Here is a 14,303-nt window from a genome sequence, read left to right on the forward strand (position 1 = left end):
CAGGGAGGACCCTGCAGTTTGTTACCCGAAAATTGCCTTGTGGCTGGACAGTGCCGAAACCCGGAGTCTCCCTTCGGTCGCTTACCTGGTCCAGCCTTCTGGTTGGTTGAGATGATTAAATTATCTGATTACCATCAATCTTCAGCATTGAAGTCGGTGTCGGTCTCCCGTGTTTCACGGGACGCCATAAACCCGTCCCTGGGGGCTTGACTGTGGCCATCCAGGCCACAGACACCCGTGCAACAAGTGAGGCCGACACCTTCATCCAATCGGTGGCTGAATTTCAGTGGTAATCACATTAAATTAAACGGATAAAGAAGATATATCATGGGATTTCGTTGTGGAATCGTGGGGTTGCCCAACGTGGGCAAGTCCACCATATTTAACGCCCTCACCGCGGCGGGCATAGACGCGGAAAACTATCCCTTCTGCACCATTGAACCCAACGTGGGCGTGGTGCCGGTGCCGGATCCCCGGCTGGACCGGCTGGCCGAACTGGTCAAAACCAGGAACAAGGTGGCCACCCAGATGGAGTTTGTCGATATAGCCGGCCTGGTCAAGGGTGCCAGCCAGGGGGAAGGTCTGGGCAACCAGTTTCTGGGCCACATCCGCCAGGTGGACGCCATTGTCCACGTGATCCGCTGTTTTACGGATGATAACGTGGTCCATGTGGAGGGTTCCATCGATCCGCTGCGCGACCGGGACGTGATCACCATGGAGCTGGTCCTGGCCGACATGGAGTCGGTGGAGAAGCGGCTGAAAAAGACCCGCAACCAGGCCAAGTCCGGGGACAAGAAGTGCAAGGCCGAGGTGGCTTTCCTGGAAAAGCTCCAGGAAGTGCTTGACCGGGGCGAACCGGCCCGGGTCCTGGAACCGGAAACAGACCTGGAGCGCGACCTTGTGCGCGATCTCTGTCTGCTGACCACCAAGCCGGTCCTCTACGTGGCCAATGTCAGCGAGGACGACGCGGCCTCGGGCAACAGTTTTGTCCGGGAGCTTGAAGAGGCGGCGGCCGGGGAAGGGGCCTCGGTGGTCACCATCGCCGGCGGCATCGAACAGGAGCTCAGCCAGCTGGAAGCGGACGAACAGCAGGAGTTTCTGGCTGATCTTGGCATGGAGGAGCCGGGGTTGCACCGGCTGATCCGGGCCGGTTATGAACTGCTTGGCCTGATTACCTTTTTCACGGTCGGCGAAAAGGAAACCAAGGCCTGGACCATCACCAGGGGCACCACCGCCCCGGGCGCGGCGGGCAAGATCCACACTGATTTTGAACGCGGTTTTATCCGGGCCGAGGTGATCGCCTATGAGGACTATGTCCGCTGCGGTTCCGAGTCTGCAGCCCGGGACAAGGGCCTCATGCGCTCCGAAGGCAAGGAATACGTGGTCCAGGATGGTGACTGTATTCTGTTCCGTTTCAACGTCTAGGTCGTCCCGTCCGGAGCCAGCTTATGAAGAAGATCTTTATTGACCAGCTCCAGGAAGGCCAGCAGGTGCACGATGTCTTCCTGGTCAGCCGCAAGACCCTGGCCGAAACCAAGGCCGGCAAACCCTATCTCTCCCTGACCCTGATGGATCGCACCGGCGACATCGAGGGCAGGGTGTGGGACAATGCCACCCGCTACGACGCCCAGGCCGAGGTGGGCAGCTTCATTCGGCTGCAGGGCATGGCCAAGTCCTACCAGGGCCGTCTCCAGCTGGGCATTACCTCTCTGGAACAGGTGAGCGCGGACACGGTGCAGCTGGAGGACTTCATCCCGGCCAGCCCGCGGGACTCCGAAGAGATGCAGGCCGAGCTGCGCCGGATCATCGCTCTGGTGCAGGACGCCCACCTGCAACCCCTGCTCAGGACGATATTCAGGGGAGAAACCCTGAAACAGTTCGTCCGGGCACCGGCGGCCAAGAAGATGCACCATGCCTATATCGGCGGGCTCATGGAGCATACCCTGTCGGTTACCGGCATGGCCATGCGCACGGCAGACCATTATCCGGCCCTGAACCGGGACCTGCTCATAGCCGGGGCTCTGCTCCACGATATCGCCAAGATACGCGAGTTTGAGTTTTCCTCGGTCCCCTTCGAGTACACCGACTCCGGCCGGTTGCTGGGCCATCTTGTTCTTGGCGCGGAGATGGTACGGCAGCAGGCGGCCGCCATTGAGGGTTTCCCCGCCGATCTGCTCGATCAGCTTCTTCACCTCATCCTGAGCCACCATGGCCGGCATGAGTTCGGTGCCCCGGTCCTGCCCATGACCCCGGAGGCCCTCATTCTGCATCATCTCGATGATATGGATGCCAAGATGAACTATATCGACGGGTTACGGGCCTCCATGGAGGAAGGGTTGCACTGGTCCGATTACCAGCGGCCCCTGGAGCGTTTTCTCTATCTCCAGGGTACCGACACACCCCCCGAGCCACCGCGGCCGTCCCTGGAGAGCACCGGCCGTACGGCGGCCCGCTCCAGGCGGGAAAAGAAAAAGCCGGCCCCGGATTTCAAGCAGCCGACCCTGTTTTGAAGGCCGGGATATGGCCGCGCCGGAGTTGAGGCCGGGCGAGCGGATCTCCCCAACACCCGTCCAGGATAGAAAAGAAAAAGATGCCTTTTCAGGAGATTCTTGGCCAACCCAAGGCGATCAAGCTGCTGACCCGGGCCCTGACCACCGGCCGTCTGGCCCATGCCTACCTGTTCACCGGGCCGGACGGGGTGGGCAAGGCGGCCACTGCCCGGGCCATGGCCGCCTGGCTGTTCTGCGGTGCAGAGCGCGATCTTGCTCCCTGTGGCCGGTGTCCGGGCTGTATCAAGTTCGCCTCGGGCAATCATCCTGATTTCTTCCACATCGTCCCGGACGGGATGGCCATCAAGATCGACCAGGTCCGGAGCATGAAGAAACAGCTCTCCTTTGCGCCGCTGGAGGCCAGGCAGCGGGTGGTTTTGCTGGAGGATGTGCACACCATGCGCCGCGAGGCGGGTAATTCCCTGCTGAAAATCCTCGAGGAGCCGCCGCCGGACAACCTGCTCATCCTGGTCGGTTCGGACCGGGAACCGATCCTGCCCACCATAATGTCCCGGTGCCAGGTGGTTCCCTTTGCCCCGCTGACCGTGGACCTGGCCGCTGAAATCCTTGTCCGCTGCGATCCGGATCTTGACCGGAGCCAGGCCCGGGTCCTGGCCACTCTGGCCGACGGCTGTCCCGGGCTGGCCCGCTCCCTGGAAACGGGCGGAGTACTGGATGTGTACCGGGAGCTGGTCGAGGGGCTCTTTACCGCCCCGGAGGATCCAGGGCCCCGGGTGGAGTGCGCGCTTAAGCTTGCCGGCCGGGCCGCTGCCGGGAAAGAGGGACTTGATCTCCTTCTTGACCTGCTGGAGATCCTTTTTCAAAAGGCGATGAAGGCCCACCTGCTCGGTACGCCTGCCGGGAAGCTCGACGACCAGGTGGCCCGGGCCAGAGAACAGTGGAATTTGACGCAACTTTCTGATAAGGTGCAGGCGATGGGATCTGCCCGACGTGCCCTGGCCAGAAACTGCAACCAGGGCCTGGTCTGCGAAGCCCTGATGCTCGATCTGCTGGAGTGCAGTCCCAGGGTTCTGGGTGGCTGAGCCGGCTATCAAGAAATAAGAAAAGGCGATGGGCGGCGAGGTGATCCCTTCCAGGGACAGCATCGCTTAACATGTGCACCTGTCAGCTATTTTTCCAGATCACGCCAGCCTGGCTGGCGTTACTTATATTGACCTGATGTCAGAATCTCAAAAGCAAGAAAACCGGCCTCAGCCGGGTCCGGGAGAGGCCAAGTTCCATTTCTACCGCATCCGTTTCCGGCAGGAAGGACAGGAATACACGGTCAAATTCACCGCCGACGACCTCCAGTACGGCGAAGTGGTGATGGTGAAGACCGATCACGGGCCGGAGCCGGCCTTTATTGTCGGTCGGGCCGCGGACACCACTGTGCCGGGCATGGAGCGGGGTGTTTCCTTCCTGGTTATCCGGCGGGCCGGCAAGGATGAAAAGGAAAAATATGCCCGCCTGCCCGATCTGGAACGGGAGGCCTATGGCATCTGCCTTGGCCGGATCCGGGCCCTGGAGCTGCCCATGCAGCTGGTCCGCGTGGAGCGGTTCTTCAACGGTTCCAAGATCATCTTCTATTTTACCGCCGAGAGCCGGGTGGATTTCCGCGAACTGGTCCGCAACCTGGTCCAGGAGTTCCGAACCAGGGTGGAGATGCGGCAGATCGGTGTCCGCCATGAAACCCAGATGACCGGCGGTATCGGGGCCTGCGGCCGTGAACTGTGCTGCAGTTCTTTTCTCAAGAAGTTCGAGTCGGTCTCCATCAAGATGGCCAAGACCCAGGACCTGCCCCTGAACCCATCCAAGATCTCCGGGCTTTGCAACCGGCTGCTCTGCTGCCTGACCTACGAGTATGATGCCTACAAGGATATCAAGAAAGAGATGCCGAGGATAGGCCGCCAGATCCGCTATGAAGACGAGATTTATCGGGTGATCCGCATCAGTCCCTTGCTGGGTACGGTGCAGGTGGTTTCCCGCGACGGGACCGAGCTGCTCCTGGAAGAGGAGCAGTGGCGCCGGGCCGAACCGGTCCAGAAGCAGCAGCCCCGGCAGAAGAAACAGCAGGGGGGCAAATCCAGGTCGAAAAAAGGCCGGGGCGCAGGCCGGAAAAAAGAGAGTCAGAAGGGGAAAAAACAGAAATCCGGTGACGGAACCGGTGGTTCCTGAGCCTTGAATGTGACCACCGGGCAGGACCCCTGCCGCAGTCGCCGTTCTACAGAATCCGCTGCCCGCCGGGCACTGGAGCAGTGAAATATAAAAAGTCCAGAAAAACAAGTAATAAGAACATCATGGCCACCTATATTACGACCCCCATATACTATGTCAATGCCATGCCCCATCTCGGGCATGCCTATACCACCGTGGTTGCCGACACCTATGCCCGCTTCCGCCGGCTGTGCGGTGATGAGGTCCGGTTTCAGACCGGTACGGACGAACACGGGGAGAAGATCGTCGAAGCGGCGGAAAAGGAAGGAGTGTCGCCGCGGGAGTATGTGGACCGGGTCTCCGACGCCTTTCGCCACGCCTGGCCGGCACTGGCCATCGAGCCGGATCATTTCATCCGCACCACCTATCCCGAGCATGTCCGGACCGTGCAGGCGATCCTGCAGCAGGTTTATGACCAGGGAGATATCTATTTCGACGAATACTCGGGGCTCTACTGTACAGGCTGTGAACGGTTTCTGACGGAAAAGGAGCTGGTGGACGGCAACTGTCCCGATCATCAGAAACCGCCCAAAGAGATCACCGAGCAGAACTATTTCTTCCGGATGTCCAAATACCAGGACTGGCTCATCGATCATATCAAGAGTCATCCGGAGTTCATCACCCCGGAGCGTTACCGCAACGAGGTACTCTCGTTTCTCAGTGAACCGCTTGAAGATCTCTGTATTTCCAGGCCGGTATCCCGTCTGACCTGGGGTATTGAACTGCCCTTTGACAAGAATTTTGTCACCTACGTCTGGTTTGACGCCCTGATCAACTACCTCACCGGGGTCGGCTGGCCCGACGGACCGGATTTCGAGAAATTCTGGAGCGTGGCCGAACATGTGATCGCCAAGGATATTCTCAAGCCCCATGCCATCTACTGGCCCACCATGCTCCGGGCCATGGGCGTGGCTCCCTACCGGCGACTGCATGTGCACGGCTACTGGAACGTGGATGACACCAAGATGTCCAAGTCCATCGGTAACGTGGTCCGGCCCCATGAGCTGGTGGATGAATACGGGGTGGACACGGTGCGCTACTTCATGCTCCGGGAGATGAGTTTCGGCCTGGATGCCTCGTTTTCCGGCGAGGCTCTGGTGGCCCGCCAGAACTCGGACCTGGCCAATGACCTGGGTAACCTCTTTTCCCGCTCCCTGACCATGGTCAACAAGTATGCCGGCGGCCGGGTGCCCGAGCCGGTGGAGAGCGAAATCACCGCGACCGACCGGGAGCTGATCCAGGCGGTGGAGAACATGCTTGCGACTTACCAGCGGGAGATGAACGAGTTTGGCTTTTCCCGGGCCCTGCAGGCGGTGTGGGAGGTTATCGGCATGCTCAACCGGTTCATCGTCACCAATGCGCCATGGGAGCTGGCCAAGGAGGAAGGCCGGGAGCAGCGGCTTATGACCGTGCTTTATTTCCTGGTCGAGTCCCTGCGGATACTTGCCCTGGTCCTGCGGCCGGTGATGCCCGTGGCTGCCGGGAAGATGGCGGCCGCACTTGGCATGGAGCGGGAAATGCAGGAGGCAACGCTCGAAACCGCGGGCCGGTGGGGACTGATGCGTCCCGGCACCGAAATAGAACGGGGCCCGCAGCTTTTTCCCCGTCTGGACAGGAAAAAGAATAAACAAAAGCAGCAGCCAGCAAAACCTGCGAAAAAACAACCAAAGCAACAGAAAGACCAGGCAGGCGACGAGGGATTGATCACCTTTGAGCAGTTCGGCAAGGTGGAGTTGCGGGTGGCCGAGATCGTGGCCGCGGAAAAGATCAAGAAGGCGGACAAGCTCCTCAAGCTCACGGTCCGGGTTCCCGAGGAGCGGACCATTGTCGCTGGAATCGCCAAATTTTACCAGCCCGAGGAGCTGATCGGCAAACAGGTTATCGTGGTCGCCAACCTCAAGCCGGCCAAGCTCATGGGGGTGACCTCCCAGGGCATGCTGCTGGCGGCCAAGGAAAAGGACGCCGACGGCAACGAGCGCCTGGTTCTGTCCACGGTGTCGGCGCCGGTGGCCCCGGGCAGCAGGGTTGCCTGAGTTGGAGATCGTGCTTATTATCTGCTGTGGACGGCGCACGGTGCGCACGTCCAGGTACTCGACCGCCCGACCCGGGTCCGGGGCATGGTGGTCCGTGTGCGGCAACATCCGGTCCGGCCAGAACGGCGGGCCGGCAACCCGAAGCTTGGAACCTGATTATGTTTATTCTCAGTAATTTTATCATGGCCCTGGCCAAGCTCATCAGCTTTGCGCTCAGTGCCTACATCTGGATTGTCATCGGCCGGGCCGTTATCTCCTGGGTCAATGCGGATCCCTATAATCCCATTGTCCGTTTTCTGGTTCAGGCCACCGAGCCGCTGCTCGTCAGGATACGACGGGTCCTGCCGGTCATGGGTGGGATCGACCTGAGCCCCATGATCCTGATCCTGGGGATCGTTTTTCTCCAGAGTTTCCTGGTGCCGACCCTGCAGCAGATTGCCATGAGCCTGCGCTGAGCAGGCGCCCGGAAGACATGCCCGTGAAGACCCTGGCCGATGGCCGGCTCCTGCTGGCTGTGCGTGTGCAGCCTCGGGCCAGCCGCAACCAGCTGGCCGGCCTGCATGACGGTGCCCTCAAGATCCGTCTGACCACCCCGCCGGTGGATGGTAAGGCCAACAAGGCCCTGATCGCTTTTCTGGCCAAACTCTTTCACCTCCCCAAGTCCGCCATAACCGTCCAGAGCGGCCACCAGGCCCGCAGCAAACAGCTCGTCATCGAGGGGATCAGCGAAGAGGACGTCAGGAGAATTGTGCATTGTGAATTCTGATTACCATCAATCTTTGGCATTGAAACCGGTGTCGACCTCCCTTGTTTCACGGGACGCCATAAACCCGTCCCTGGGGGCTTGACTGTGGCCATCCAGGCCACAGACACCCGTGAAACGGGTGAGGCCGACACCTTCATCCATCGGTGGCTGAATTTCAGTGGTAATCACATTGTGAATCGTGAAGAGGAAGTTGCGAATTGAAGATGAAGGGGAACAGGGAATGAGTGGATTGCTGTCTGTGGTGGGAACCGGCCCCGGGGCACGGGACCTTGTTACGCCGCGGGCCCGGAAGGTGCTTGAAGAGGCCGATGTCATTGTCGGCTACCGGACGTACCTGGACCTGGTACGGGATTTTTTCCGTGCCGACCAGGAAATCGTCAGCTCGCAGATGATGCAGGAGATCGACCGGTGCCGCAGGGCGCTCGAGATTGGTGACAGCGGCAGACGGGTCGCCCTGGTCTGTGGCGGAGATCCCGGCATCTATGCCATGGCCGGCCTGGTCTTTGAGCTGGCCCGGGAGATGAAAAGCAGGTGCCGGATCGATATTATCCCCGGCATCGCGGCCCTGAACAGCTGCGCCGCCATCCTCGGGGCCCCGCTCATGCACGATTTCGCCGCCATCAGTCTCTCTGACCTGATGACCCCCTGGGAGGTGATCGAGCGACGACTGGAGGCGGCCGCGGCCGCGGATTTTGTCGTAGTTCTCTATAATCCGAAATCAAAGAAGCGCACCACCCAGATCGTTCGGGCCCGGGAGATCCTGCTTGGGCACCGCAGCCCGGAGACTCCGGTTGGGATCGTCACCGGCGCCACCCGGGAGCACGAGACCGTGCAGCTCACCACCCTGGCGGGGATGCTTGATTGTGACATCACCATGCAGAGCACGGTCATCATCGGCAACTCCACCACCTATACCTGGCAGGAGAAGATGATTACGCCGCGGGGCTACCGGGACAAGTACGGACTTGCATGAAGACAGGGAACAAACCGCTCATCCTGGTGACCAATGATGACGGGGTCTATGCCCCCGGTATCCGGGCCCTGTACGAATCGGTTCGCTCCCTTGGCCGGGCCGTGATCGTGGCTCCGGAACAGGACAAGAGCGCGGTGAGCCATTCCCTGACCATGAGCCGCCCGCTTCGGGTGCGCCGGCTGGAGAGCGATGTCTACACCCTGGACGGTACCCCTACCGACTGCGTGATCATCGGCATGAACAAGATCCTGGAACGACGGCCGGATCTCATCGTCTCCGGGATCAATCCCGGGGCCAATCTCGGCGATGATATCAGCTATTCCGGGACAGTATCGGCTGCCATCGAAGGAACCATGTACGGGATCCAGTCGCTGGCCTTTTCGCTCGGCGGCGAGGCCCCGTTCGATTTTACGGTCGCCGCCGGGGTTGCCTGGAAGCTGGCCTCCATGGCCCTGGAGTTCGGCCTGCCGGAGACCACGCTCTTAAACGTCAATGTGCCGGGGCTTCCGGCCGGCGAGATTCAAGGTATTCGCTTCACCCGGCAGGGGCGACGGATCTATCACGATGCCATCCAGGAAACCTTTGACCCCTGGGGCCGCAAGCATTACTGGATCGGTGGCGGCACGGTGCACTGGTCCGGCGGGGACAATACCGACGAGCAGGCCCTGCGCGAAGGCTGGATCTCGGTGACCCCCATCCAGCTCGACCTGACTAACCATGCCGGGCTGGACTATCTCAAACGGAACTGGAAGATGTAGGATGGTCTATCTCGGAGCCCATGAATCGGTGGCCGGTGGCCTGCACCTGGCCTTTGAGCGGATTGTACGTGTCGGTGGCGAGGCGTTGCAGATTTTCACCCGCAATCAGCGGCAGTGGCGGGCTGCACCTTTGACCGAGGAAGAGGTGACCCTTTTCAGGGAGGCCTGGGATGCGGCAGGCGGGATGCCCGTTGCCTCGCATGCCTCGTACCTGGTCAACCTTGCGGCCGGCAAGAAGGAGACCGCGGTCAAATCCGTGGCCGCCTTCACCGATGAACTTCTGCGCTGCGGTCGTCTGGGTATCGGCCAGGTGGTGATCCACCCGGGCAGCCACGGCGGCGACGGGGTGGAGGCCGGGCTCGAACGGGTGGCGCGTCATCTCGATGAGGTCCTGGAACGGGCCGGGGACCCGGCCGCCGGGGTTACGGTCCTGCTGGAGACCACGGCCGGCCAGGGAACGGGCCTGGGGCACCGTTTCCAGGAGCTGGCCACGATCATCGGCCTGTCCCGGTATCCCGACAGGCTCGGTATCTGTGTCGATACCTGCCATATTTTTGCCGCCGGCTACGATATCCGCACCTCCGAGGCCTATACCCGGACTTTTGACGAGTTGGACAGGACCGTGGGCCTGGAGCGGATCGGCCTGTTTCATCTCAATGATTCCAAGAAGGAACTGGGCTCCCGGGTGGACCGGCATGAGCATATAGGTCAGGGCTGTATAGGCCTGGAAGGGTTTCGCCACCTGCTCACTGATCCCCGGTTTGGTGACCATGCCATGACCCTGGAAACCCCCAAGGGTAAGGAACTGCAGGAAGACAGGGACAATCTTCGGGTCCTGCGTTCACTCCTGAACGATTCCGGCTCCTGAATGGACTTCTTTTTTCCTACCTGCAGGTGATCGAAACGGTTTGTGAACTTTCGCTGCTCAGACCGTTTGCATCCACGGCTGCCACCCGGAAACTGTATTCCCTGCCCGATTCGGGCTCGATCCTGTAGAGAAAGCGCGGTTCCGTGCTTTCCCCTGTTCTGGCGGCCAGAAATCCCGTGGTGAAAATCTCGTAACGGACGATATCTCCTTCTGTCCCCGGATCCCAGGAAAGCTGGATACCTTCGGCCGTGCACCGGGCCCGGAGATGGGCGGGTGCGGATGGTGGCGGTTTCGTGGTGGCCTGGACCGGATTGGACATCTGGCCCTTCAGGCCGTCCCTGTCCACGGCCCGGACCTGGTACCAGTAGGTGCGTCCGTCTTCCAGGTCCTTGTCGATAAAGGTAGTTTGCTCCGATTTGACCGAGCCGACCTGGTGGGTTACCCGGTCCAGGGTTTCACCCCGGAAGATCTGGTAGGTTATGATATCCGGCTCCGGACCTGGCGACCAGCTCAGGGCGACCCGGCGAAAGAGGCGACTCTTGGCCTGGAGTCCCGATACCGGTCGCGGCGCCGGCTTGGTGGTAGCGGACACGATCGCCGAATCTTTGGAACGAACGTCGACCACATTGATGGACTGGATCTTGTAGAAATACCTGGTGTGATCCTGGAGAGGATTGCCCCAGGTGCCGTCATCGGTGTACTTCTGGCAGTCGCGGCCGCCGACAGAATCGATCTGTTTGAACGGCCCGCTGGCTGAGCGGCTGCGAAAGATGGCATAGCCCTTGACATCCGGATCCGTGACCCGGGTCCAGAACAGGGGTACCCGGCGGGGCTGGCCTTCGATGGCCCGGACCTGGGACGGGGGTGGGGGCGCGCCCTTGGTAACCGCGGAGACAACGGGCGCATCCTTGCTGAGCACCCCGACAATGTTACGGGCCCTGATCGTGTAGAAATACTCGGTGCTGTCCTTCAGGGCACCATAGGTACTGAAGGGTGTTCGTTCGCCGTAGTCAGTGTATGTCTGCCGGTCGCGTCCCTCGATGGTGGCGATTTTTTCAAAGGGGCCTTTTTTCCGTTCGCTGCGGAACAGGACATAGCCGTTGACCCGTGGGTCCTGGGATGGTTCCCAGAACAGCCGGATGCGGCGCAGGCTGTTGCCGGCGGCGTGAAATCCGTTCACCGGTGGCGGGGTGCCGGCGGTGGTGACAGCAAGCGGGGCGGCCGGTACGTTGGCAAGGCCGGTGGTGGTGAGGCCGATAACAGTGTAATAATAAGTGGTTGCATCCTTAAGTCCGGAGTCCTCCAGAATAACCAACCCCTGACTGTTGGGAACCGGTTCGGTGACGGCGCGAAATATTCCGTCAGGCCGCGGGGCGCGAAGCAACTGATAACCGGTATAGATATGGGGTGGATCCGGCTGGAGGATGATCCGGTTGCGTCGCAGGTCGCCCTGGGTGGAGATAACCTGCGGGGTCGGGAGCAGGGGTGAGTAGATATCTCCGGCGGCGACCAGTTTCCGGACCAGGCTGAGGGTCAGGCCCTCCATGGTTTTTTCCATGGAAAGAGTTTTTTCCCCTTTCCGCCAGGGAAGTTCCGAACGTATTTCCCAGAGTGTCCGGCCGTTCCAGGCATCGGTCATGCTGATGGTGCAGCGCCTGGCCGGTTCGGAACCGGAGAGTGAATAGTCCCCCCTGAGCCGGCCGGTGATTACGCCGCGGGCATCCAGGTCCCGTCCCGCCTGCACGGGATCTGTTTTCCGGTGCCTGGCCTGCCAGCCCTGTGCTTTTTCCAGGGCAAGGAGGCGGTACTTGCCCGTTCGCTCCAGGGCCTCGTGGAACAGTGCGGTGACCTGGCGGGCAAAGTCGGGGCTGTCGCCGGTAAAGGGCAGCAGGACGACCCGGTTCAGGATGTGTTGCCGGGCATCCGGAGCGATGTGGATGGCCACCTGGTCGCTGGGATGTTCTTCTGCCGGTGCGGCCTGGACGGTCACCGGCCGGACACAGCAGAGAAGAATCGAGGCAAACAGGAGCAGTACGGCCTTGGCTGGGGACATGGTGCGGGATCTCTCTTTTCCTGTAACTGGAAGGCTGCGAGCTGTAACAGCTTAAAAAACCAGATATTTATAAGTATACCAGAATGAATGGTTTTTGGGAACCTTCACCATCTGTCCCGGGGGTGTCGTGGGGAATCACCGGAGAACTGTTGAAAAAAACTTGCTTCCCGATCCATTGCGGGAGATGATAGAGGAAGTTGCCACTTTGATCGAATCGGATCGGAAGGGATATTTCGCCAGCATATGGAAAAAAGTATGGGCCTGTTACAAAGTGATGCACTCCTCGACCTGCTCTGTGAGCAGAACCTGCTGACGACAGAGCAGCGGCAGTACATCATTTTGCACAAGGGCAAACAGCGCCAGAAACTCCTCAAGCAGGCCGGAAACCGGCGGCCGGAGGACAGGCGCCGTCCGGACCGGGGCTATCCGGACCTGGTGGACATCATTGCGTCCCTGCGGCTCGAAATTCCCGGGCAGAAGGGGGCGCGTCTTGGCGAGGAGGTCATTCTTCGGGCGGTGAGCCGTAAGCTGAAGATTCCGTTCAAGAAGCTCGACCCGCTGGAACTGGACATGGAGGTGGTGACCCGGACCATTCCCCGCTCCTTTGCCCTTACCCACCTGATTCTGCCGCTGGAGTTGCATGACGGTATCCTGGAGGTGGCGCTCTATGATCCGGACAAGCAGTCAGTGCTTGAAGATATCGAGCGGGCCAATCAGGTCAAGGTCCGGCCCTTTCTTTCCACCCGCAGCGATATAAAGAAGATCCTGGCCGAGTTTTTCGGCTTCCAGCGCTCCATAACGGCTGCTGAAACCCAGTTCGGCGCCGGTGTCGGCGGATCGCAGACCGTGGATATCGGCAACCTGGAGCAGTATGTCCGGCTTTCCTCGGCCCAGGAGCTGACCTCCACGGATCAGCATATCAAGGCCGCGGTCAACCACTTGTTCCACTATGCCCTGGAGCAGCGGGCCAGTGATATCCATATCGAGCCCAAGCGCAATATCTGCCTGATCCGCTTCAGGATCGACGGGGTGCTGCACACCATATACAAGCTGCCCAAAGCGGTCCATTCGGCCATTGCCTCGCGGATAAAGTCACTGGCACGGCTGGATATTGCCGAAAAAAGGCGGCCCCAGGACGGGCGGATCAAGATCGGCCAGGGGCGGGAGAAGGAGGCGGAGCTGCGGGTATCGTCGGTACCGGTGGCCTTTGGGGAAAAGATAGTCCTGCGTATCCTGGATCCCAATGTTATCTTTCAGGACCTGCATGAACTTGGTTTTTCCAGGCGGGATTTCCAGGTCTACGAGAACTTCATGCGGGCTCCGCACGGTATTGTCCTGGTTACCGGGCCCACGGGCAGCGGCAAATCGACCACCCTCTATTCCACTCTGAAAAAGATTGCCACCCCGGAGAAGAACATCGTCACCGTCGAGGATCCGGTGGAGATGGTGTATGAGGAATTCAACCAGATCGCGGTTCAGACACAAATTGACGTGACCTTTTCCTCTATTTTACGTAATATCCTGCGCCAGGATCCAGATATTATCATGATCGGTGAGATCCGCGATCTGGAGACCGCAACCCATGCGGTCCAGGCGGCCCTGACCGGACACCTGGTCTTTTCCACCCTGCATACCAACGATGCGGTCTCAAGCATTATCCGGCTGGTGGATCTGGGGCTGGAGCCCTTTCTTGTCGCCTCCACCATGCTCGGGGCCCTGGCCCAGCGGCTGGTCCGGCGGATATGCCCGCATTGTGTGGAGAGCTACCAGGTGACCGGCGCGGAACTGGCCCGGCTCGGCTTTCCCGTGGAGGGCGACGGTCCGGTGGAACTCAGGCGAGGCAAGGGGTGCCAGCACTGCCGGGGAACGGGATATCTGGGACGGCTGGGGATTTTCGAGATCTTTCCCATGTCGGAGCAGCTCAAGAAACTGGTGGCCGACCGGGCCACCGATGCCCGGCTTCGGCAGGTGGCCATCGGTGAGGGTATGACCACCCTGCGTGAGGATGCCTGGCGCAAGGTGCGCCGCGGCGTGACCACCCTGGAAGAGGCCATCCGGGTAACCGGGGAACAGCAGTGAACAGAAGCCT

12 protein-coding genes are annotated in these 14,303 nt (G+C 60.5%); 11 read left to right on the forward strand and 1 reads right to left on the reverse strand.

Features of this window, described 5'->3' with window-relative positions:
* Nucleotides 1–327 precede the first annotated feature (327 nt).
* The 10 genes from ychF (at nucleotide 328) to GF1_RS00105 (ending at nucleotide 10,161) form a co-directional block, all read left to right on the forward strand.
* Entirely contained in the window at nucleotides 328–1,425 is a 1,098-nt protein-coding gene (gene ychF / locus GF1_RS00060; RefSeq protein WP_267927590.1) for a redox-regulated ATPase YchF, read from the forward strand.
* Between the two features lie 23 nt (nucleotides 1,426–1,448).
* Nucleotides 1,449–2,510, forward strand: a complete 1,062-nt coding sequence (locus GF1_RS00065; protein ID WP_267927591.1) for a 3'-5' exoribonuclease YhaM family protein — start codon at nucleotides 1,449–1,451, stop codon at nucleotides 2,508–2,510.
* A gap of 80 nt (nucleotides 2,511–2,590) precedes the next feature.
* Nucleotides 2,591–3,592 (forward strand): DNA polymerase III subunit delta', encoded by a 1,002-nt coding sequence (holB, locus tag GF1_RS00070; RefSeq protein WP_267927592.1) that lies wholly within the window; start codon nucleotides 2,591–2,593, stop codon nucleotides 3,590–3,592.
* A gap of 136 nt (nucleotides 3,593–3,728) precedes the next feature.
* Nucleotides 3,729–4,724: a PSP1 domain-containing protein gene (locus GF1_RS00075; RefSeq protein WP_326491571.1), complete on the forward strand. Its 996-nt coding sequence runs from the start codon at nucleotides 3,729–3,731 to the stop codon at nucleotides 4,722–4,724.
* Nucleotides 4,725–4,846: 122 nt separating this feature from the next.
* A complete protein-coding gene (gene metG, locus GF1_RS00080; protein WP_435051701.1) occupies nucleotides 4,847–6,796 on the forward strand; it encodes a methionine--tRNA ligase in 1,950 nt (649 codons plus the stop codon).
* 158 nt (nucleotides 6,797–6,954) lie between these two features.
* Nucleotides 6,955–7,251: a YggT family protein gene (locus GF1_RS00085; protein WP_267927594.1), complete on the forward strand. Its 297-nt coding sequence runs from the start codon at nucleotides 6,955–6,957 to the stop codon at nucleotides 7,249–7,251.
* A 17-nt stretch (nucleotides 7,252–7,268) separates the two neighbouring features.
* The gene (locus GF1_RS00090; RefSeq protein ID WP_267927595.1) at nucleotides 7,269–7,562 is read left to right on the forward strand and encodes a DUF167 domain-containing protein; all 294 of its coding nucleotides are present in this window, start codon (nucleotides 7,269–7,271) and stop codon (nucleotides 7,560–7,562) included.
* Nucleotides 7,563–7,782: 220 nt separating this feature from the next.
* A complete protein-coding gene (gene cobJ / locus GF1_RS00095) occupies nucleotides 7,783–8,535 on the forward strand; it encodes a precorrin-3B C(17)-methyltransferase (protein ID WP_267927596.1) in 753 nt (250 codons plus the stop codon).
* On the forward strand, nucleotides 8,532–9,293 hold the full coding sequence (surE, locus tag GF1_RS00100; RefSeq protein WP_267927597.1) for a 5'/3'-nucleotidase SurE: 762 nt from the start codon (nucleotides 8,532–8,534) through the stop codon (nucleotides 9,291–9,293). The genes cobJ and surE overlap by 4 nt, the downstream gene beginning before the upstream one ends.
* 1 nt (nucleotide 9,294) lies before the next feature.
* Nucleotides 9,295–10,161 (forward strand): deoxyribonuclease IV, encoded by an 867-nt coding sequence (locus tag GF1_RS00105; RefSeq protein WP_267927598.1) that lies wholly within the window; start codon nucleotides 9,295–9,297, stop codon nucleotides 10,159–10,161.
* Nucleotides 10,162–10,177: 16 nt separating this feature from the next.
* On the opposite strand, the gene GF1_RS00110 is transcribed toward GF1_RS00105, so the two are convergent.
* Complete coding sequence (locus GF1_RS00110; protein WP_267927599.1) at nucleotides 10,178–12,214, reverse strand: fibronectin type III domain-containing protein; 2,037 nt, start codon at nucleotides 12,212–12,214, stop codon at nucleotides 10,178–10,180.
* A gap of 255 nt (nucleotides 12,215–12,469) precedes the next feature.
* On the opposite strand from GF1_RS00110, the gene GF1_RS00115 reads away from it, so the two are divergent.
* A complete protein-coding gene (locus tag GF1_RS00115) occupies nucleotides 12,470–14,293 on the forward strand; it encodes a GspE/PulE family protein (RefSeq protein WP_267927600.1) in 1,824 nt (607 codons plus the stop codon).
* Nucleotides 14,294–14,303 lie beyond the last annotated feature (10 nt).

Source organism: Desulfolithobacter dissulfuricans (genome assembly GCF_025998535.1).
Taxonomy (GTDB): domain Bacteria; phylum Desulfobacterota; class Desulfobulbia; order Desulfobulbales; family Desulfobulbaceae; genus Desulfolithobacter; species Desulfolithobacter dissulfuricans.